This window comes from Pseudomonas sp. GV105, from assembly GCF_003058185.1.
GTDB classification, from domain to species: domain Bacteria; phylum Pseudomonadota; class Gammaproteobacteria; order Pseudomonadales; family Pseudomonadaceae; genus Aquipseudomonas; species Aquipseudomonas veronii.
On record NZ_QBUF01000005.1, the window covers coordinates 365,925 to 385,867 of the forward strand.

The 19,943-nt window shown below is 62.7% G+C and carries 18 protein-coding genes; 11 read left to right on the top strand and 7 right to left on the bottom strand.

The window, feature by feature from the left end; all coding sequences use genetic code 11:
• Window positions 1-42 precede the first annotated feature (42 nt).
• The 9 genes from bioF to C8K66_RS12375 all read left to right on the top strand — a co-directional run bounded on the left by bioF (window position 43) and on the right by C8K66_RS12375 (window position 11,126).
• Window positions 43-1,224 (top strand): 8-amino-7-oxononanoate synthase, encoded by a 1,182-nt coding sequence (gene bioF, locus C8K66_RS12335; RefSeq protein WP_108524943.1) that lies wholly within the window; start codon window positions 43-45, stop codon window positions 1,222-1,224.
• Window positions 1,217-1,948, top strand: coding sequence for an alpha/beta fold hydrolase (locus C8K66_RS12340; RefSeq protein WP_108524945.1), 732 nt, complete (start codon window positions 1,217-1,219; stop codon window positions 1,946-1,948). Before bioF ends, C8K66_RS12340 begins: the two co-directional genes overlap by 8 nt.
• Window positions 1,941-2,753 (top strand): malonyl-ACP O-methyltransferase BioC, encoded by an 813-nt coding sequence (bioC, locus tag C8K66_RS12345; protein WP_108524947.1) that lies wholly within the window; start codon window positions 1,941-1,943, stop codon window positions 2,751-2,753. The genes C8K66_RS12340 and bioC overlap by 8 nt, the downstream gene beginning before the upstream one ends.
• The gene (gene bioD, locus C8K66_RS12350; RefSeq protein ID WP_046381837.1) at window positions 2,750-3,430 is read left to right on the top strand and encodes a dethiobiotin synthase; all 681 of its coding nucleotides are present in this window, start codon (window positions 2,750-2,752) and stop codon (window positions 3,428-3,430) included. Before bioC ends, bioD begins: the two co-directional genes overlap by 4 nt.
• A gap of 104 nt (window positions 3,431-3,534) precedes the next feature.
• On the top strand, window positions 3,535-3,816 hold the full coding sequence (locus C8K66_RS12355) for a hypothetical protein (RefSeq protein WP_046381838.1): 282 nt from the start codon (window positions 3,535-3,537) through the stop codon (window positions 3,814-3,816).
• Between the two features lie 249 nt (window positions 3,817-4,065).
• Window positions 4,066-5,871, top strand: a complete 1,806-nt coding sequence (locus C8K66_RS12360; RefSeq protein WP_057005404.1) for a phenylacyl-CoA dehydrogenase — start codon at window positions 4,066-4,068, stop codon at window positions 5,869-5,871.
• A gap of 204 nt (window positions 5,872-6,075) precedes the next feature.
• Entirely contained in the window at window positions 6,076-7,365 is a 1,290-nt protein-coding gene (locus C8K66_RS12365) for a diguanylate cyclase (RefSeq protein ID WP_057005403.1), read from the top strand.
• A 90-nt stretch (window positions 7,366-7,455) separates the two neighbouring features.
• On the top strand, window positions 7,456-9,225 hold the full coding sequence (locus C8K66_RS12370) for an acyl-CoA dehydrogenase C-terminal domain-containing protein (RefSeq protein ID WP_102618132.1): 1,770 nt from the start codon (window positions 7,456-7,458) through the stop codon (window positions 9,223-9,225).
• Window positions 9,226-9,347: 122 nt separating this feature from the next.
• Window positions 9,348-11,126 (top strand): acyl-CoA dehydrogenase C-terminal domain-containing protein, encoded by a 1,779-nt coding sequence (locus C8K66_RS12375; RefSeq protein ID WP_046381842.1) that lies wholly within the window; start codon window positions 9,348-9,350, stop codon window positions 11,124-11,126.
• Window positions 11,127-11,352: 226 nt separating this feature from the next.
• On the opposite strand, the gene C8K66_RS12380 is transcribed toward C8K66_RS12375, so the two are convergent.
• Window positions 11,353-12,252: a LysR family transcriptional regulator gene (locus tag C8K66_RS12380; protein ID WP_046381843.1), complete on the bottom strand. Its 900-nt coding sequence runs from the start codon at window positions 12,250-12,252 to the stop codon at window positions 11,353-11,355.
• A 209-nt stretch (window positions 12,253-12,461) separates the two neighbouring features.
• On the opposite strand from C8K66_RS12380, the gene C8K66_RS12385 reads away from it, so the two are divergent.
• A complete protein-coding gene (locus C8K66_RS12385) occupies window positions 12,462-13,730 on the top strand; it encodes an aspartate aminotransferase family protein (protein WP_046381844.1) in 1,269 nt (422 codons plus the stop codon).
• A 182-nt stretch (window positions 13,731-13,912) separates the two neighbouring features.
• Window positions 13,913-14,071: a YqaE/Pmp3 family membrane protein gene (locus C8K66_RS12390; protein WP_010207008.1), complete on the top strand. Its 159-nt coding sequence runs from the start codon at window positions 13,913-13,915 to the stop codon at window positions 14,069-14,071.
• Between the two features lie 5 nt (window positions 14,072-14,076).
• Here C8K66_RS12390 and pqqE read toward each other — a convergent pair whose 3' ends face one another.
• The 6 genes from pqqE to pqqF all read right to left on the bottom strand — a co-directional run bounded on the left by pqqE (window position 14,077) and on the right by pqqF (window position 19,937).
• A complete protein-coding gene (pqqE, locus tag C8K66_RS12395) occupies window positions 14,077-15,207 on the bottom strand; it encodes a pyrroloquinoline quinone biosynthesis protein PqqE (RefSeq protein ID WP_108524949.1) in 1,131 nt (376 codons plus the stop codon).
• Window positions 15,200-15,475, bottom strand: a complete 276-nt coding sequence (gene pqqD, locus C8K66_RS12400; protein WP_046381845.1) for a pyrroloquinoline quinone biosynthesis peptide chaperone PqqD — start codon at window positions 15,473-15,475, stop codon at window positions 15,200-15,202. The genes pqqE and pqqD overlap by 8 nt, the downstream gene beginning before the upstream one ends.
• Entirely contained in the window at window positions 15,472-16,224 is a 753-nt protein-coding gene (gene pqqC / locus C8K66_RS12405) for a pyrroloquinoline-quinone synthase PqqC (RefSeq protein ID WP_017847832.1), read from the bottom strand. Before pqqC ends, pqqD begins: the two co-directional genes overlap by 4 nt.
• A 105-nt stretch (window positions 16,225-16,329) precedes the next feature.
• Entirely contained in the window at window positions 16,330-17,241 is a 912-nt protein-coding gene (pqqB, locus tag C8K66_RS12410; protein ID WP_017847831.1) for a pyrroloquinoline quinone biosynthesis protein PqqB, read from the bottom strand.
• Between the two features lie 71 nt (window positions 17,242-17,312).
• Window positions 17,313-17,387: a pyrroloquinoline quinone precursor peptide PqqA gene (gene pqqA, locus C8K66_RS12415; protein WP_003194766.1), complete on the bottom strand. Its 75-nt coding sequence runs from the start codon at window positions 17,385-17,387 to the stop codon at window positions 17,313-17,315.
• Window positions 17,388-17,546: 159 nt separating this feature from the next.
• Window positions 17,547-19,937 (bottom strand): pyrroloquinoline quinone biosynthesis protein PqqF, encoded by a 2,391-nt coding sequence (gene pqqF / locus C8K66_RS12420; protein ID WP_108524951.1) that lies wholly within the window; start codon window positions 19,935-19,937, stop codon window positions 17,547-17,549.
• Between the last annotated feature and the right edge of the window lie 6 nt (window positions 19,938-19,943).

The window sequence follows — 19,943 nt, forward strand, 5'->3', positions numbered from 1 at the left end:
ATCGCGCCCTGTCTTACATTTCTCTGATCTGCCGAGGCCTGCATGTCTTTCGATCTCGCCGCGCGTCTCGCTGCCCGTCGTGCCGAACACCTTTACCGCCAACGCCCTCTGCTGGACAGCCCGCAAGGCCCGGAAGTGGTGGTGGACGGTCAACCGCTACTGGCGTTCTGCAGTAACGATTACCTGGGCCTGGCCAATCACCCGCAGGTGATCGAGGCCTGGCGTGCCGGTGCGTCCCGTTGGGGCGTGGGCGGTGGCGCTTCGCACCTGGTGGTCGGGCATGCCACGCCGCACCATGCGCTGGAAGAAGCCCTGGCCGACTTCACCGGACGCCCGCGTGCGTTGTTGTTTACCACCGGTTACATGGCCAACCTCGGCGCGGTCACGGCGCTGGTGGGGCAGGGCGATACGGTGCTGGAAGACCGCCTCAACCATGCTTCATTGCTGGATGCCGGCCTGCTGTCCGGGGCGCGCTTCAATCGCTACCTGCACAACGACGCCGCCAGCCTGGCCAAGCGCCTGGAGAAAGCCACCGGCAATACCCTGGTGGTCACCGATGGCGTGTTCAGCATGGACGGCAACCTCGCCGACTTGCCGGCGCTGGCCCGTGAAGCGCGGGCCAAAGGCGCCTGGTTGATGGTGGACGACGCCCATGGTTTCGGCCCGTTGGGCGCGAACGGCGGCGGTATCGTCGAACATTTCGGCCTGAGCCAGGCGGATGTGCCGGTGCTGGTCGGCACCCTGGGCAAAGCGTTCGGCACTGCGGGCGCCTTTGTGGCGGGCAGTGAGGAGTTGATCGAAAGCCTGATCCAGTTCGCCCGGCCCTACATCTACACCACCAGCCAACCCCCGGCCCTGGCCTGCGCCACCCTGAAAAGCCTGGAGCTGCTGCGCACCGAGCATTGGCGGCGCGAGCACCTCAACGGTCTGATCCGCCAGTTCCGCCACGGCGCCGAGCAGATCGGCCTGACGCTGATGGACAGCTTCACGCCGATTCAGCCGATCCTGATCGGCGACAGTGCCAAGGCCATGGCGTTGTCGCGGATGTTGCGCGAGCGCGGCCTGATGGTCACCGCGATCCGCCCACCCACCGTGCCCGCCGGCAGCGCCCGTTTGCGCGTGACGCTGACCGCGGCCCACAGCGCGGCGCAGGTGCAGCTATTGTTAAACGCATTGGAAGCGTGTTTCCGCTTGTCCGGTACGACGGAGCCCGACCATGCGTGATCGCTTGATCCTGCTGCCCGGCTGGGGCCTCGGCGTGTCGCCGCTGGAGCCGTTGGCCGCCGCCCTGCACGGCCTGAACGAGCACCTGCGCGTACAGGTCGAGCCGTTGCCGGCGTTGGCCTCCAGCGACCTGGATGAATGGCTCGACGAACTCGACGCGAGCCTGCCGGACAACGCCTGGCTCGGTGGTTGGTCGTTGGGCGGCATGCTCGCTTCCGAGCTGGCCGCGCGGCGCGGTGAGCGTTGTTGTGGGTTGCTGACCCTGGCGAGCAACCCGTGTTTCGTCGCCCGTGATAGTTGGCCGAACGCGATGCCCGGCGCAACCTTCGAGGCGTTCCTCGCCGGTTGCCACGCCGACGTCCCGGTCACCCTCAAGCGCTTCGGCCTGTTGTGCGCCAAAGGCGCCGCGGACCCTCGCGGCTTGGCGCGTCTGCTGACCAGCGCGGCACCACAGACGCCGTGGGACGTGTTGATGAGCGGCCTCGAGCTGCTTGCCCAACTGGATACCCGCGACGCCTTGGTGGCCTTCCGCGGCCCGCAATTGCACCTGTTCGCGGGCCTGGATGAATTGGTGCCCGCCGAAGCCGCCAGCGACCTGCTGAGCCTGCTGCCCGATGTCGAAATCGGCCTGATTGAACAGGCCGGCCACGCTTTTCTCCTGGAGGACCCCCACGGTGTAGCGGGGGCCATCCAGGCTTTTTTGCACGAGTGCGTTGATGACTGATTTAGCCCATGCCTGCCTGCCAGGCGCGTTGCCGGACAAGCGCCAGGTGGCGGCCTCCTTTTCCCGTGCCGCCGCCAGTTACGACAGCGTGGCCGAGTTGCAGCGCGCGGTGGGGCATGAATTGCTGACCCGTCTGCCGCCGGCCTGCAGTGTGCAGCGCTGGTTGGACATGGGCTGCGGCACCGGCTATTTCAGCCGCGTGCTGGGCGAACGGCTGCCGGCCGGCCAAGGCGTGGCGCTGGATATTGCCCAAGGCATGCTCGACCATGCGCGGCCGTTGGGCGGCGCGCAGCATTTCATCGCCGGTGACGCCGAGCGCCTGCCGTTGCAGGCGGCCAGCTGCGGGTTGATCTTCTCCAGCCTGGCGGTGCAATGGTGCGCGGATTTCGCGGCGGTGCTCAGCGAAGCCCATCGCGTGCTGCAGCCGGGCGGCGTGCTGGCGTTCGCCAGCTTGTGCGTGGGCACATTGGACGAGTTGCGCGAAAGCTGGCGGGCGGTGGACGGGCGGGTCCACGTCAACCGCTTCCGCAGTTTCGAAGCCTATCAACAGCTGTGCGCGGCCAGTGGCTTCAAGGTGCGGAGCCTGGAGCGGCGTGCTCATGTGTTGCATTACCCGGATGTGCGCAGCCTGACCCACGAATTGAAAGCGCTTGGCGCGCACAATCTCAACCCGGGGCGGCCGGGAGGGTTGACGGGCCGCGCGCGGATTGTTGCACTGATCGACGCCTACGAGCAGTTCCGCCAGGCCCAGGGCCTGCCGGCCACCTACCAAGTGGTGTACGCCGTACTGGAGAAGCCTCTATGAACGCCGCTTATTTCATCACCGGCACCGATACCGATGTCGGCAAGACCACCATCGCCGCCGGCCTGCTGCATGCCGCGCGCCTGGCCGGCAAAAGCACCGCCGCCGGCAAGCCGGTGGCTTCCGGTTGCCAGGTCACCGCCAAAGGCTTGCGCAACGCCGATGCGCTGGCACTGCTGGCCGAGTGTTCGTTGCCGTTGAGTTATGCCGAGGTCAACCCGGTGGCGTTCGAGCCGGCCATCGCGCCGCACCTGGCCGCGCGCGAGGCGGGCGTTGCGCTGACGGTGCAATCGCTGCTCAAACCCATGCAACAGATCCTGGCGCGAAAAGCGGATTTCACCCTGATCGAAGGCGCAGGCGGCTGGCGCGTGCCGTTGGCCGACCAGGACAACCTGTCCGACCTGGCCATGGCGCTGCAATTGCCGGTGATCCTGGTGGTGGGCGTGCGCCTGGGGTGCATCAGCCATGCCCTGCTCACCGCCGAAGCGATCGCGCGCGATGGCCTGCCGCTGGCCGGTTGGGTGGCGAATATCATCGAGCCGAAGACCTCTCGTCTGGAAGAAAACCTCGCCACCCTGGCCGAACGCTTGCCCGCGCCGTGCCTGGGCCGGGTGCCCAAACTCAAGCACGCCAGCAGCGCCGCGGTGGCCGAGTACCTGCACTTGGACTTGCTTGACTGATTTTGGCTATCGATAAGGCATTATGCCATTAGTGTTTTTGACGGGCCTTTTGCCCGGATGTCTGTTTCAATTCAACTTCACGATTCTCTCAGCAGGTCCACGCCATGGAAATCTCTGGCAGCAGCGCGTTTTATTCAGGCCTGAGCACCATTCAGGCCGGGCAGAGCCGCGTCGACCAGGCCGCCGGCAGGATTGCCAGCGCCGCCACTACCCAGCCGTCGGACGCCCAGAGCGACCTGCTGCAGGCCAATGACCGCGCCCAGCCGACCAACTCGGCGAGCAATATGGTCGAAATGGCCCAAGGCAAGTTTCAGGTGGAGCTGGGCGCGAAAGTCGCCAAGGCTTCCGATGAAATGCTCGGCACGTTGATCGACACCTTCGCCTGACCCCCTGAAGCAACGCGGTGTGCCAGGCACACCGCTCGCGCCTGCACCTTCGCCTTTTTCCCGATAACCCTTGTGGCGCCTCGCCGCAGGCATCGTCGTGCGCGCTCTTGAGCGGTGTCATGACAAACGGCAGCGGGACGACGCTTGACATCCCCAGGTGGTAAACGTATGTTTCAAACACCTGTTTGACCGCCATAACAAATCCCACGCGGTTGTTCATCCCAGACACATCAGCAGAGGTTTATCGCTATGCCTGACTACAAGGCCCCCTTGCGTGATATTCGCTTCGTTCGTGACGAACTGCTCGGCTATGAAGCGCATTATCAAAGCCTGCCGGCTTGCCAGGACGCTACTCCGGACATGGTTGACGCCATTCTCGAAGAAGGCGCCAAGTTTTGTGAGCAAGTACTGGCACCGTTGAACCGCGTGGGTGACATCGAAGGGTGTACCTGGAGCGAGTCAGGCGTTAAGACCCCTACTGGTTTCAAAGAAGCCTACCAACAGTTTGTCGAAGGCGGCTGGCCGAGCCTGGCCCACGACGTGGAGCACGGTGGCCAAGGCCTGCCGGAATCCCTGGGCCTGGCGGTCAGCGAAATGGTCGGCGAAGCCAACTGGTCGTGGGGCATGTACCCAGGCCTGTCCCATGGCGCGATGAACACCATCTCCGAGCACGGCACCCCCGAGCAACAAGACGCCTACCTGACCAAGCTGGTGTCGGGCGAATGGACCGGCACCATGTGCCTGACCGAGCCTCACTGCGGCACCGACCTGGGCATGCTGCGCACCAAGGCCGAGCCTCAGGCCGACGGCACCTACAAAGTCTCCGGCACCAAGATCTTCATCTCGGCCGGCGAACACGACATGGCCGACAACATCGTCCATATCGTCCTGGCCCGCCTGCCGGACGCACCGGCCGGTACCAAAGGCATCTCGCTGTTCATCGTGCCCAAATTCCTGCCGAACGCCGATGGCTCGATCGGTGCGCGCAACGCGGTGACCTGCGGTTCCCTGGAACACAAGATGGGCATCCACGGTAACGCCACCTGCGTGATGAACTTCGACGCAGCCACCGGTTTTCTGATCGGCCCGGCGAACAAAGGCCTGAACTGCATGTTCACCTTTATGAACACCGCTCGCCTGGGCACCGCGCTGCAAGGCCTGGCCCACGCCGAGATCGGCTTCCAGGGCGGCCTGAAATACGCTCGCGATCGCCTGCAAATGCGTTCCCTGACCGGCCCGAAAGCGCCGGACAAAGCAGCCGACCCGATCATCGTCCACCCTGACGTGCGCCGCATGCTGCTGACCATGAAAGCCTTCGCCGAAGGTAACCGTGCGATGGTGTACTTCACCGCCAAGCAAGTGGACATCGTCAAGTACGGCACCGACGACGAAGCCAAGAAACAGGCCGATGGCCTGCTGGCCTTCATGACCCCGATCGCCAAGGCGTTCATGACCGAAGTCGGCTTCGAGTCCGCCAACCACGGCGTGCAGATCTACGGCGGTCACGGCTTCATCGCCGAGTGGGGCATGGAGCAGAACGTGCGCGACAGCCGCATTTCGATGCTGTACGAAGGCACCACCGGCATCCAGGCGCTGGACCTGCTCGGCCGTAAAGTGCTGATGACTCAAGGCGAAGCGCTGAAGGGCTTCACCAAGATCGTCCACAAGTTCTGCCAGGCCAACGAAGGCAACGAAGCGGTCAAAGAGTTCGTGACACCGCTGGCCGCGCTGAACAAAGAGTGGGGCGAGTTGACCATGAAGGTCGGCATGGCGGCGATGAAAGACCGTGAAGAAGTCGGTGCCGCGTCGGTGGACTACCTGATGTACTCCGGTTACGCCTGCCTGGCTTACTTCTGGGCCGACATGGCACGCCTGGCGGCCGAAAAACTGGCCGCCGGCACCAGCGAAGCGGCGTTCTACACCGCCAAGCTGCAGACCGCGCGCTTCTACTTCCAGCGCATCCTGCCGCGTACCCGTACTCACGTGGCCACCATGCTGTCGGGCGCCAATAACCTGATGGACATGAAAGAAGAGGACTTCGGCCTGGCTTACTAAGCCTCACCGAGCCCACTTGAAAAACCGTCGCTCCTGTTGGGGGCGACGGTTTTTTTTTGCCGATAAAAAACGCAGCGGGGCGCTCAGGGATTGCGATTGGCTGCCGTTACAGTGATGGCAATGTGATACAGGCCGGGCAGGGTATGTTTAACTGTCTGGAGTAAGGCACAGTGCCATCATTCCTGGCGGGTCGGAGTTTTACCCTTGTCACGCGCGTCCGCTTTACGTTTCAGTCATTTCCTCCCTTCATTGCTGCTGTTACTGGCCGGGCTCTCGGCTGCGTATGTCAAGGACCTCAACGTCTTCTTCACCTCGCTGTTCAACGTGTTGCCGACCCTGGTGCTGTTGCTTGGCGGTTCGTATTGCGCGGTCTATCGTCGCCAGCGTGAACTGTTCCTGATGATCACGGTGTACATCGCCTACTTCCTGCTCGACACCCAGACCGACTACTACCGCGACAACGGCCGCGTGCGCGAAGACGCCGCGGTGGTGTTCCACTTGTGCTGCCTGTTGCTGCCGCTGCTGTTCGGCCTCTATGGGCTGTGGCAGGAAAAAACCCACTTGTTCCGTGATTTTGTCGCGCGCTGTGCGGTGCTGCTGGCGGTCGGCAGCGTCGCGTTGGCGCTGGAGCAAAGTTATCCCCAGGCGCTGCTGAACTGGCTGGCGGAAATTCGCTGGCCGGCGCTGCATGGCGCCTGGATGAGCCTGATCCAGCTGTCGTACCCGATGTTCCTGATCGGTTTCCTGACCCTGGTGGCGCAATACTGGTACCAGCCGCGCCCGCTGCACGCGGCGCAGATGGTGGGGCTGGTGGGATTGTTCTGGATGTTGCCGCAGACGTTTATCCTGCCGTTCACCCTGAACATCATGTGCAGCCAGGTGATGCTGATGATTGCGGCCGCGGTGGCCCACGAGGCCTATCAGATGGCGTTTCGTGACGAGTTGACCGGCCTGCCGGGGCGTCGCGCACTCAATGAGCGCATGCAGCGACTGGGGCGCAACTATGTGCTGGCGATGAGCGACGTCGATCACTTCAAGCGCTTCAACGACACCCATGGCCACGATGTCGGCGACCAGGTGCTGCGCCTGGTCGCCAGCAAGCTGTCGAAGGTCAATGGCGGCGGACGCGCCTACCGTTATGGCGGTGAAGAGTTCGCCGTGGTGTTTGCCGGCAAGACCCTGGATGAATGCATGCCGCACCTGGAAGAAATCCGCGAGATCATCGCCAACTACGACATCAAGCTGCGCAACCCGGACCGCCCGCAGGATGACCTGCAAGGTCGCCAGCGGCGCGCGGGCAGCGGTGCGTCGAGTGTCTCGGTGACCGTCAGCATCGGCGTGGCCGAGCGCCAGGCCGAGCATCGCACCTCCGAAGAGGTGCTCAAATCCGCCGACCAGGCGCTGTATGCCGCCAAGGGCGCGGGGCGTAACTGCGTGATTGCGGCCGGGCAAACCCGCCGTGGCGCGGTACGCACGCAGAGTGCTGCCGGTTGAGTGATGGTGCTGTATTCAGCGGCGCTACAGTGATTGTCCGGGGCGGTGGCCGGCAGTAGGTTGAAACCATCTGCTGCCGGAGACATCGCCATGCCTGAGTACAAAGCTCCCCTGCGCGACATGCGCTTTCTGATCGACAACGTGTTTGATTTCCACGCTCACTACGCCGCCCTTGGCGCGACGGACGCCAGCCCGGACATGGTCAGCGCGATCCTCGAAGAAGGTGCGAAATTCTGCGAGAACGTGCTCGCGCCGCTCAACCGCAGCGGCGATGAAGAAGGCTGCCATTTCGACAAAGGCGTGGTGACCACGCCCAAGGGCTTCAAGGAAGCCTTCGCTCAGTATGTGCAAGGCGGCTGGCACGGCGTGGCAGCCGACCCGGCCTACGGCGGTCAAGGCCTGCCGCAATCCCTGGGGCTGGTGCTCAGCGAAATGATCGGCTCCAGCAACACCTCCTGGGGCATGTACCCGGGGCTGACCCACGGTGCGATGTCGGCGATCCACGCCCACGGCAGCGCCGAACAGAAAGCCACCTACCTGAGCAAACTCACCGCTGGCGAATGGACCGGCACCATGTGCCTGACCGAAGCCCACTGCGGCACCGACCTGGGCCTGATCAAGACCCGCGCCGTGCCCCAGGCGGATGGCAGCTATGCGGTCAGCGGCAGCAAGATCTTCATCTCTGCCGGTGAGCACGACCTGAGCGCCAACATCATCCACCTGGTGCTGGCCAAGCTGCCGGACGCCCCGGCCGGCACCAAAGGCATCTCACTGTTTATCGTGCCCAAGTTCCATGCCGATTCGGGCGAGCGCAACGCGGTGCATTGCGGCTCCATCGAGCACAAGATGGGGATCAAGGCCTCGGCCACCTGCGTGCTGAACTTCGATGGGGCCAAAGGCTTTTTGATCGGCGAGGCGAACAAAGGCCTCAACTGCATGTTCACCATGATGAACCACGCGCGGCTCGGCACCGGGATGCAAGGGCTGTGCAACGGCGAAGCGAGCTTCCAGGGCGCGATCAGGTACGCCAACGACCGCCTGCAAATGCGCGCGCTGACCGGCGCCAAGGCCCCGGAAAAAGCCGCCGACCCGATCATCGTCCATCCCGACGTGCGGCGCATGCTGCTGACCATGAAGGCGTTCAACGAAGGCAACCGGGCGCTCACCTATTTCACCGCGCAACTGCTCGACACCGCGCACTTGAGCGCCGACGCCGGCCAGCGCCAGGAGGCCGAAGACCTGTTGGCATTCCTCACGCCGATCTGCAAAGCCTTCATGACCGACACCGGGCTGGAAGTGACCAACCACGGCATGCAGGTGTTCGGCGGCCATGGTTTTATTCGCGAGTGGGGCATGGAGCAATTGGTGCGCGATTGCCGCATTGCGTCGATCTACGAAGGCACCAACGGCATCCAGGCGCTCGACTTGCTGGGGCGCAAGGTGTTGGGCAGCCAGGGCAAGCTGCTGCGCGGTTTTACCCGGATTGTGCATAAGTTCTGTGAGGCGAATGCCGAGCATGCGCAGCTCAAGGCGTATGTGGCGCAGCTCGATCAACTGAACCGGCAATGGGGCGAGCTGACGACCGAGGTCGGCATGGCCGCGATGAAAAACCCTGACGAAGTGGGCGCCGCCGCGGTGGACTACTTGATGTACAGCGGTTACATCGTCCTCGCCTATTTGTGGCTGCGCATGGCGATCGCGGCGCAGACCCACGACGATGCCGACTTCGCCAAGGCCAAGCTGGCCACCTGCGACTTTTACTTCAAGCGCCTGCTGCCGCGCACCGCCACCCATCGGGCTGCTGTGCAAGCGGGCAGCGAGTGCCTGATGAGTCTGCCTGCGGAGGCATTCGGCGGCTGATGACTTAAAAATACCAATCAGTCAAAAGTGGACCCTATGTGTCTGAAAAGTTGTTCGGGTACACTCGGCGCCTGTAAAACCGACCCTATCGAATTACTTTTCACGTTCTCACGAGGTTTGCCATGGCTGATTACAAAGCGCCGTTGCGTGATATGCGCTTCGTCCTCAACGAAGTTTTTGAGGTCGCCACACTTTGGGCCCAATTGCCGGCATTGGCAGACACTGTCGACGCCGAAACCGTTGAGGCAATCCTCGAAGAAGCCGGTAAAGTCACCGCCAAATCCATCGCCCCGCTCAGCCGCAGCGGCGATGAACAGGGCTGCCGCTGGGCCGACACCGTTGTCAGCACCCCGGACGGCTTTCCACAGGCCTACACCACCTACGCCGAAGGCGGCTGGGTGGGCGTAGGCGGCGATCCGGCGTTTGGCGGCATGGGCATGCCCAAGGCGGTGTCGGCGCAAGTCGAAGAGATGATCAACTCGTCGAGCCTGGCGTTTGGCCTGTACCCGATGCTGACTTCTGGCGCCTGCGTGTCGATCAACACCCACGCCAATGAAGCACTCAAGGCCACTTACCTGCCGAATATGTACTCCGGCAAGTGGGCCGGTTCCATGTGCCTGACCGAGGCGCATGCCGGCACCGATCTGGGCATTATCCGCACCAAGGCCGAGCCTCAGGCGGACGGTTCCTACACCATCAGCGGCACCAAGATCTTCATCACCGGCGGCGAACACGACCTCACCGAGAACATCATCCACCTGGTCCTGGCCAAACTGCCGGATGCGCCTGCGGGGCCGAAGGGCATTTCGCTGTTCCTGGTGCCGAAGTTCATGGTCAATGCCGACGGCAGCCTGGGCGCGCGTAACCCGGTGAGCTGCGGCTCCATCGAACACAAGATGGGGATTCAAGCGTCGGCGACCTGTGTGATGAACTTCGACCAAGCCGTGGGTTACCTGGTGGGCGAGCCTAACCGGGGCCTGGCGGCAATGTTCACCATGATGAACTACGAGCGTCTGGGCGTAGGCATCCAGGGCCTGGCGTCCGGTGAGCGGTCCTACCAGAACGCGATTGAATATGCGCGCGACCGCCTGCAGAGCCGTGCGCCGACCGGTGCCCAGGCCAAGGACAAAGTCGCCGACCCGATCATCGTCCACCCCGACGTGCGTCGCATGCTGTTGACCATGAAGGCGTCGAACGAAGGCGGCCGTGCATTCTCCACATATGTGGCGATGCAGCTGGATATCGCCAAGTTCAGCGAAGACGCCGCCGCCCGCGAGCGCGCGGATAACCTGGTGGCCTTGCTGACCCCGGTGGCCAAGGCATTCCTCAGCGATCTGGGCCTGGAAACCACGGTGCTCGGCCAACAAATCTTTGGCGGCCACGGTTACATCCGCGAGTGGGGTCAGGAGCAATTGGTGCGTGATGTACGCATTACCCAGATCTACGAAGGCACCAACGGCATTCAGGCCCTGGACCTGATGGGACGCAAGATTGTCGGCAGCGGCGGCGCGTTCTACACCCTGTTCGCCGACGAGATCCGCCAGTTCACCGCCACCGCAGGCGCGGAGCTGGCCGAGTTCACCGCGCCGCTCAATGCCGCGGTGGATAGCCTGGATGAGTTGACGGCCTGGGTGCTGGACCGTGCCAAGAGCAACCCGAATGAAATCGGTGCGGCCTCGGTGGAGTATTTGCATGCATTCGGTTACATGGCCTACGCCTACATGTGGGCAAGGATGGCCAAGGCGGCGCTGGGCAAAGAAGCCGAGGAAGGTTTCTACGCCAGCAAGCTGGGCACCGCACGTTTCTACTTTGCCCGTCTGCTGCCGCGTATTCAGTCGTTGAGCGCGTCGGTAAAAGCCGGTAGCGAATCGCTGTTCTTGCTGGATGAGGCCCTGTTCTAAGGGTGTAGAGGCTTTGTAAGCATTCTCTTACATGACGTGCTGCTAATCGTCCTCTATCGCCAAATTGGATCCACGGATAATCTACTTCACATGGACGTCGCGCAGGAAGCGCAAAGCAACAACACGGACACGTAGGATTCTGCCAGGATGGCGGAGTGAAATGGATGTCAGGGAAACAGTCTGCAAAGCCCCGCTTCGGCGGGGTTTTCTTTTGCCCGCGAAAAAGTCAGCCCGGCACCTGCGGAGCGTTCATCACGTCCTCCAGCAAGGTGCGCAGCAGCGCCAACGTCGCTTGCTGGCGTTGCACATCGCGGCACACCAACCCGACTTTCAGCGGCACCCTCGGTTCACTCAAGGGTTTCCACAGCAGCGCCTGGCTGTTGTGTTGGTCCTGGGAACGTCCCGGCAGTACCGTGGCCAGTTTGGTATGCGGCAGGCTGTCGAGAATCCCCACCATGGTATTCAACTCCGCCTGCACCTGCGGGCGCCGCCCGAGGTTGGATAGCTGACCCTGCCAGATCTGCCGGATCTGAAACTCCTCCCCGAGCAGCAACATCGGCAACTCGGCCGCTTGTGTCAGGGAGACTTTCTTGAATTCACGCAGGGGGTGATCCTCCGGGATGACCACCTTCAGCTCATCTTCATACAGCAGCACGCCGTGCAACCCCGGCTGGCGGGGCGGCAGGTAACTGATGCCGATGTCCAGCGAACCATTGAGCAGGCGCCGTTCAATCTCCAGCCCGGTCAGTTCGTAGATTTGCACCACCAGGTGCGGCTGGGCCTTGCGCACACGCTCCAGCATCTGCGGCACCAGGCTGGTGTGTACGGTTTGCAACACACCGATGGCCAAGGTGCGCAATGCCTGGCCCTTGAAGTTGCGCAACGCCTCCACGGCTTGCTGCATGCCATCGATCAACGGCAGGGCGTGGTTGTATAACGTATGGGCCGCGAGGGTCGGCAGCAGGCGCTTGCTGCTGCGTTCGAACAGGCTCACATCGAGGTTTTGTTCGAGCTGGCGGATCTGCTGTGACAGGGCCGGTTGGGAGATCGACAGACGCTCAGCGGCACGGCCTACGTGGCCTTCCTCATACACCGCGACGAAATAACGCAGTTGCTTAAAATCCATAAGTAATTCTTATCGAAAAAGCTGGAAAATCGAAATGGCCGTTGGCCCCCAAGACGCCTAGTCTAGCGCCTATCCACAAGGCTTACAGGGCCAGATCGGGCGATGATTAGCGTTTATGTTGATGGTGTTTGCATAGGCAAGTCAAAAAACCTCCAGGTAGGTTTTGCGGGGTACACCGACCACGGCATGGTTGCCATGGGAGGAAAAGTGTGAACCTGTTCAATTTGCGCCGCTCGGCGGCCAGTCTGGATGACCTGATCCTGGATGCTTGTGGCGAAGATTTTCCCAGTGGATGCCTGATGCCTACCGTAGCGCGCCCCCCGCAGGTCTTTGTGCGCGGCCAGGGTTCCTGGTTGTGGGACAGCGATGATCGCGCCTATCTGGACTTCAGCCAGGGCTGCGCGGCCAACAGCCTCGGCCACAGCCCGCAGGTATTGATCCGGGCCCTGGCCGATCAGGCCCAGGCGCTGATCAATCCCGGTAACGGTTTGCATAACCGTCCCCAACTCAACCTCGTCGACCGCCTGTGCCACCGCACCGGCAGCGACCAGGCGTATTTGCTCAACAGCGGCGCGGAAGCCTGCGAAGCGGCGATCAAACTGGCGCGCAAGTGGGGCCAGCTGTATCGCGGCGGTGCTTATCGCATCATCAGCGCCAGCAACGGTTGCCATGGGCGCAGCTTCGCGGCGATGTCGGCCTCGGCGAGCAGCCGTGAAAACCGCTTTGAACCGCAATTGCCGGGCTTCAGTCACGTCCCGCTCAACGACCTGGCGGCGCTGCACGCGGCCGTTGACGCGCAAACCGTTGCCATCATGCTCGAGCCGATCCAGAGCGAAGCCGGCGTCATCCCGGCGACCGAGCATTACCTCAAGGGTGTCGAGCGGCTGTGCCGCGAGCTGGGCATTCTGCTGATCCTCGACGAAGTGCAAACCGGTATCGGCCGTTGCGGCACCTTGCTCGCCGAAGAGTACTACGGTGTACGCGCCGACATCATTGCGCTCGGCAAAGGCCTGGGCGGTGGTGTACCGCTGGCGGCACTGCTGGCGCGTGGCAAGGCTTGTTGCTTTGAAGTCGGTGAGCTGGAAGGCACCCATCATGGCAATGCGCTGATGGCCTGCGCCGGGGGGGCGGTGCTCGATGCTGTGCTGGGGCATGGTTTCTTCGAGCATGTGCGTGAGTCTGGTTGTTACCTCGGCGAAGGTCTGGCTCGCCTGGCTTATCGCTATGGCCATGGTCAACTGCGCGGCCAGGGCCTGATGTGGGGCCTGACGTTATCGGATGATTCTGCGGATGCCGTAGTAAAAGCGGCTCTGGACGAAGGACTGATCCTCAACGCCCCGCAACCCAACTGCCTGCGCTTCACCCCGGCCCTGACGGTGAGCAAAAGCAACATCGACGAAATGCTCCTGCGCCTGGGGCACGCCTTTTCCCGGGTACGCACCGCACAACTGCAATGCCGCAAGGGCATCGCCGTCTGACCCCTTATTCCTGAACCGTCTCGCGGTATACGCGGCGCCCCCAGCTTGTTTTTTTTGGCTGGGGGCGTTTTTTTTTGTGCAGCGAACGACGGTCGCGGTGCCAGATCCTACTGAACCCTCACGAACGTCCAAGGTCGATTAGCTACACGGCTCACACGAGCCGATTTTCAGGAGCTGAACCCATGGACATCATTCGTATCATCATCGCCATTCTGTTGCCGCCACTGGGTGTGTTCCTGCAAGTGGGTTTCGCCGGCGCGTTCTGGCTGAATATTCTGCTGACCTTGTGCGGTTACTTCCCAGGCATCATTCACGCGGTGTACATCATCGCCAAGCGCTGAGGCCCTCAGCTTTTTGCGATGAGTCGTGAGTTGCGCTCGTTGCGAAAGGCTAGTTGCTCGATGGTCTGGGTGGCGTATTCGGCCTCTTCCCGTGCTTGAAGGATGATGCCGTGGTGCTCGGACTTGCTGCACACCGGGTCGGCATTGCTTGCATCCCCGGTCAGCATGAACGCCTGGCAGCGGCAGCCGCCGAAGTCCTTTTCCTTTTCATCGCATGAACGGCACGGCTCGGGCATCCAGTCGTAGCCGCGAAAGCGGTTGAAACCGAAAGAGTCGTACCAGATGTGCTGCATGCTGTGGTCGCGCACGTTGGGAAACTGCACCGGCATCTGTCGGGCGCCGTGGCAGGGCAGGGCGGTACCGTCCGGAGTTACGGTCAGAAAGATGCTGCCCCAGCCGTTCATGCAGGCTTTCGGGCGTTCTTCGTAGTAATCCGGGGTGACGAAAATCAGCTTGCACGGGTGCCCTTCGGCTTCGAGCTTGGCGCGGTATTCGTTGGTGATGCGTTCGGCGCGCACCAACTGTTCCTGGGTCGGCAACAACCCCACACGATTGAGCTGCGCCCAGCCATAGAACTGGCAGGTGGCGAGTTCGACAAAATCCGCTTCCAGCGCAATGCACAGCTCGATGATGCGGTCGATCTTGTCGATATTGTGCCGATGGGTGACGAAGTTCAGCACCATCGGATAGCCATGGGCCTTCACTGCGCGGGCCATTTCCAGCTTTTGCGCGAAGGCCTTTTTCGAGCCGGCCAGCAGGTTGTTCACCTGTTCGTCGCTGGCCTGGAAGCTGATCTGGATGTGGTCCAGGCCAGCCTTCTTGAAGTCGCTGATCTTCTGCTCGGTCAGGCCGATGCCGGAGGTGATCAGGTTGGTGTAGAAGCCCAGCTTGCGCGCTTCGGCGATCAGTTCGGCGAGGTCCTGGCGCACCAGCGGTTCACCGCCGGAAAAGCCCAACTGCGCGGCGCCCATCTCACGGGCTTCGCGAAATACCTTGAACCACTGCTCGGTGCTCAGCTCCTTGCCCTGCTCGGCGAAATCCAGCGGGTTGGAGCAATACGGGCACTGCAGCGGGCAGCGATAGGTCAGCTCGGCGAGCAGCCACAAGGGCAGGCCGATGGCTGGTTTTTCAGGCAAGGGTGATCCAGTGCTCGGCACGGGCGACCTCCATGAATTGCTCTACGTCATTGCCCAGCTCAGGCACACCGGGAAATTGTTTATCCAGCTCACCGATGATCGTGGCGACGTCGCGCTCGCCGTCGATCAGTCCACCGATCAAGGCGGCACTTTCATTGAGCTTGATCATGCCCTCGGGGTAGAGCAGTACATGGCCTTTTTGCGCGGGCTCGTACTGGTAGCGATAACCCTGGCGCCAGGTCGGTTTCTTGCTGCGATCAAAGCTCATAGGGCGATCCCTTTATGCCAGACCCGCTGTGTGGTCACGCTGTGATAGGGCGGGCGTTTCAATTCGTAGGCCATGCTCATGGCATCGAGCATGCTCCACAGGATGTCCAGTTTGAACTGCAGAATTTCCAGCATACGCTCCTGGCCTTCGCGGGTGGTGTAGTGCTGCAGGGTGATCGCCAGGCCATGTTCGACATCGCGGCGGGCCTGGCCCAGGCGGGTGCGGAAATACTCATAGCCGGTGGGGTCGATCCACGGGTAATGCTGCGGCCAGCTGTCGAGGCGCGATTGGTGGATCTGCGGCGCGAACAGTTCGGTCAGCGAGCTGCTGGCGGCTTCCTGCCAGCAGGCGCGGCGGGCGAAGTTGACGTAGGCGTCCACCGCAAAGCGCACGCCGGGCAACACCAGCTCCTGGGAGCGCAGTTGGTCCGGGTCGAGGCCGACGGCCTGGCCCAGGCGCAGCCAGGCTTCGATGCCGCCGTCTTCGCCGGGGGCGCCGTCGTGGTCGAGCAGGCGCTGAATCCACTCGCGGCGGATTTCACGGTCCGGGCAATTGGCCAGGATCGCGGCGTCCTTCAGCGGGATGTTCACTTGATAGTAGAAGCGGTTGGCGACCCAGCCCTGGATCTGCTCGCGGGTGGCGCGGCCTTCATACATCGCCACGTGGTACGGGTGATGGATATGGTAGAAGGCGCCCTTGGCCCGCAGGGCTTTTTCAAATGCATCGGTGCTCATCGGTATATCAGTCATATGGGTCTCCTGTGGGAGCGAGCTTGCTCGCGAAGGTCGTTAACGGTGACGCGTGCACCCTGAATATCTGCGGTGTTCTTGCGTTTTTCGCGAGCAAGCTCGCTCCTACAGTTCAATGCTCATGCCGTCGTAAGCCACTTCGACATTGCGCCGCACCAGCTCGGCCCGCTCGGGAGAATCTTCATCGAGGATCGGGTTGGTGTTGTTGATGTGGATAAGTACCTTGCGCTGCTTCGGCAGGTGTTCCAGCACTTCGAGCATGCCACCGGGGCCGTTCTGCGCCAGGTGGCCCATCTCGCGGCCGGTGCGGGTGCCGACGCCACGGCGCTGCATTTCATCATCGTCCCACATCGTGCCGTCCACCAGCAGGCAGTCGCTGCCAGCCATGATTTCCAGCAATGGCGCGTCCACCTTGCCCAGCCCTGGGGCGTAGAACAGTTTGCCGCCGGTGCGCAGGTCTTCGACGATCAGGCCGATATTGTCGCCGGGGTGCGGGTCGAAGCGGTGCGGCGAATACGGTGGTGCGGCACTGCGCAGCGGCAGCGGGGTGAAACGCAGGTTGGGGCAGGCCGGGATGGTGAAGCTGGCGTCCAGCTCGATGCGGTTCCAGGCCAGGCCGCCATTCCAATGGGTGAGCATGGTGAACAGCGGGAAACCGCTGCTGAGGTCTTCATGGACCATGTCGGTACACCACACCTGGTGCGGGCAGCCTTCGCGCAGGCTCAGCAGGCCAGTGGTGTGGTCGATCTGGCTGTCCATCAGGATGATCGCGCTGATGCCGGTGTCGCGCAGGGCGCGGCCGGGTTGCATCGGCGCGAAGCCCTGCAGTTGTGCGCGGATATCCGGCGAGGCATTGCACAGTACCCAGTTCACGCCATCGTCGGAAATCGCGATGGATGACTGGGTACGCGCCTGCGCTCGCAGGCTGCCATCACGAAAGCCTGCGCAGTTCGCGCAATTGCAGTTCCACTGCGGGAAGCCGCCGCCGGCGGCGGAACCTAGAATCTGGACAAACATGGCCGCTCCATCAAACAAAGCTGAAAACAAAAACGCCCCGGACGAGCCGAGGCGTTGTCTTACCCAGCCAATCAGCGGCTGGCGAAGTACATAGTCACTTCGAAACCGATGCGCAGATCAGTGTAAGCAGGTTTGGACCAAGTCATATTCTTACTCCTACGAAGGGATGGGACGTTTACTACCAAGTAATACATATAGTCCACCTCCAGTCGGAGATGTTCAGATGTGTGCCTATGAATATTACGCATTTTTTTCCAAGTTAGCGCTGTCTTGGTGGAAAAAGCCTATTGCGGCAGCGGCAACGATCAGTCTGCCGATTGCCAGTCACCGCCGCTGCGCGGGCCGTTGGCGATGCAGCGCCAGCCGCCCGCGGCGTCCTGCACCTGTTGGGCGGCGCGCTGCAGATCCGCGTGCGTCAGGGCTTGGATCTGGTGTTGAAGCAGCGTCAGATAATCCGCTGGATGGCCGGCCAGGCGCGCCTGCCACAACAGTTCGGCGGCCTGGGCGAGGGGCAGCGCCTGCGCCGTGAACTGTTGCGCCAGCGCTGGGTGGCCGAGGTCGTCGCTGGCGTCGATCAATGCCGGCAATTGCGTGAGGAAGGTGCGCAGGTGCTGCATGATGCCCTCAAGGGAAACGCTGGGCGACTGCACGCCAAACAGCAGGCCGGTTTGCCCATTGATCTGTCGGATACCGCTGAACACCGCGTAGCCGATTTGCAGCTCTACCCGCAGGCGTTGGTAGAACGGCCCTTGGAGCAGGTGCGCGAGCAGGCGCCATGCGGCTTCATCTGCCAGGGAGCGCGTCGGCGTCGGGCAGAACAGCAGCAAGGCCGCATCGAGGGCATCGGTGTGGACCTCATGCCATAGACGCTGGCCGTTGAGGCTGGGGCATTCGGATTCAAGAATTGCCGGTTGCCCGGGCAAGCGGGTGGCGGCGGATCTGAGCGCCGCTTCGCAGTGGGCGGGCAGCCCAATGCCCAGGCCTTCCCAGCGTGCGTGGGTCCACGACAGCGAGGGCGCAGGCGGGTTTGGTCGAACGCCGGCACAGCACGCCGGCAGCGCCTTGAGCAATTGCCGGATGGCAATCGGCGGTGTGCCGGCAGGGGCGTGTTGCCGATCCTCCTCAAGCAGGTTCAGGCTGCGCGCGAGTTCATCGAGTATCGCCGGCATGGGTTGGTGAAGACCGACCATCTTCACCAGCCAGTCATTGCCGATCGCGTCGAAGGATAAGTCGACGCCGGCCTGGTGGGCATTTTCGCGCAACGGTGCCAGGGTGTTTTCCAGCGTCGATGGGCGCGCGCAATCCAGCCGCCAGCGCAGGTAGAGCGCGCCTTCCTCATGGGCATCGGCCAACGCCGGGCTGAACGACAACGCCGACAGCTCTCGCCGCCCTCGGGAACGGTCCTGGGCAAAGGTGCGCAGGCCCCGGTGGGCGCTGGTCTGGCCGCGAATCAGGCCGGCGCGTTCGTCCTTCACGGGTGGGCGCAGGAACGGGTTGTTGGGCGGCAGTTGCCACGCATGTCGGCAGGCTTGCAGCGGCAGGGCGTCGAGCAGGGTCTTGAGGGCGGCAACGTGCTGCTCCGACAACGGCGCTTCGAGTTCTTCGCTGTCATGCCGCGCCAACGCGAGGGCGCCTTGGACCTGCTGTTGGCGTGCGTTGAGCAGGGCGAATTCCTCGCGCAGAGATGTCCAGTCGCTGTGTGCGAAAAAGCTCAGCCAGTCGTACAACAACGCTTCGATCTGTGTCGCCGCGTCGCTTTGAGTTCCGAGGGTAAAGTCGAGATCCAGCAGCGCTTGTCCGGCGAAATGGTAGAGCACGGAGGCCTGCACAGTGCTCGCCAATTGCCGCGCTTGCAGTTCCGCGCGCAACCCGCCGGGCGCCGAGGCGTTGAGCCAGAAACAGAGGAAATCCAAGGCTTCCCTGGGGGCGTCGACGCTGATGACGTGATGCAGATGGCCGTCGGCGCTGTGTTGGAAATGCTGTGTATGAGCGGGCATCAGTGCTGGCGGGGCCGCCTGCGGGTGTCGCGGGCCGGCGCGCAGTTGCTCACTGAAGCGCTGCGCCAGGCGTTCCAGTTGTGCCAGCGGTTGTGGGCCGGCCAGACTCAAGGTCATTTGCCCCGACTGATAGAAGTGCTGGTGGAAATCCCGCAATGCTTGCTGAAACGCCTGACGTTCCACCGGCAGGCTGTCGCGATTGCCCGCATGGAAGCCGCGCAGCGGATGATCGGCCGCCAGGCCCTCCAGCAGCGCGACCTGTTGTTGCGCGTTGGCGTCCTGGGACCAGGCGATGAACTCCGCGTGCAGCACTTCGCGCTCGCGCAGTTGATCGTCCAGCGCCAGGCGCGGATGGGTCAGCAGATCGGCCAGGCGTTCGAGCCCATCGGCAAAGGTCGACAACGGCAGTTCAACGAAGAAATCCGTGGTGCGTTCGCGGGTGCTGGCATTGACCTGGCCACCGTGGCGCTGCACGTAGGTCATCAGCCCTTCATCGCTCGGAAAACGCTCAGTGCCAAGAAACAACAGATGTTCCAGAAAGTGCGCCAGGCCGGGCCACGCCAACGGCACGTCATGGCTGCCGGCCGCCACCCGCAAAACAGCGGCGCAACGCTTTAAACGCGGGGCGTGGCGCAGGGAAACCCGCAGGCCGTTGGCCAGGGTCAGGTGAAGGTGATGGGGCTGGGCCGGCGCAGGCATGGGCAC

Excerpts from the sequence above, each read along its gene's own strand:
- pqqD (WP_046381845.1), bottom strand. The coding sequence starts at position 15,475 with ATGAGCTTTGATCGCAGCAAGAAACCGACCTGGCGCCAGGGTTATCGC.
- bioC (WP_108524947.1), top strand. The coding sequence starts at position 1,941 with ATGACTGATTTAGCCCATGCCTGCCTGCCAGGCGCGTTGCCGGACAAG.
- C8K66_RS12355 (WP_046381838.1), top strand. The coding sequence starts at position 3,535 with ATGGAAATCTCTGGCAGCAGCGCGTTTTATTCAGGCCTGAGCACCATT.
- pqqC (WP_017847832.1), bottom strand. The coding sequence starts at position 16,224 with ATGACTGATATACCGATGAGCACCGATGCATTTGAAAAAGCCCTGCGG.
- bioF (WP_108524943.1), top strand. The coding sequence starts at position 43 with ATGTCTTTCGATCTCGCCGCGCGTCTCGCTGCCCGTCGTGCCGAACAC.
- C8K66_RS12360 (WP_057005404.1), top strand. The coding sequence starts at position 4,066 with ATGCCTGACTACAAGGCCCCCTTGCGTGATATTCGCTTCGTTCGTGAC.
- pqqB (WP_017847831.1), bottom strand. The coding sequence starts at position 17,241 with ATGTTTGTCCAGATTCTAGGTTCCGCCGCCGGCGGCGGCTTCCCGCAG.
- bioD (WP_046381837.1), top strand. The coding sequence starts at position 2,750 with ATGAACGCCGCTTATTTCATCACCGGCACCGATACCGATGTCGGCAAG.
- C8K66_RS12375 (WP_046381842.1), top strand. The coding sequence starts at position 9,348 with ATGGCTGATTACAAAGCGCCGTTGCGTGATATGCGCTTCGTCCTCAAC.
- C8K66_RS12340 (WP_108524945.1), top strand. The coding sequence starts at position 1,217 with ATGCGTGATCGCTTGATCCTGCTGCCCGGCTGGGGCCTCGGCGTGTCG.
- pqqF (WP_108524951.1), bottom strand. The coding sequence starts at position 19,937 with ATGCCTGCGCCGGCCCAGCCCCATCACCTTCACCTGACCCTGGCCAAC.
- C8K66_RS12390 (WP_010207008.1), top strand. The coding sequence starts at position 13,913 with ATGGACATCATTCGTATCATCATCGCCATTCTGTTGCCGCCACTGGGT.
- C8K66_RS12370 (WP_102618132.1), top strand. The coding sequence starts at position 7,456 with ATGCCTGAGTACAAAGCTCCCCTGCGCGACATGCGCTTTCTGATCGAC.
- C8K66_RS12380 (WP_046381843.1), bottom strand. The coding sequence starts at position 12,252 with ATGGATTTTAAGCAACTGCGTTATTTCGTCGCGGTGTATGAGGAAGGC.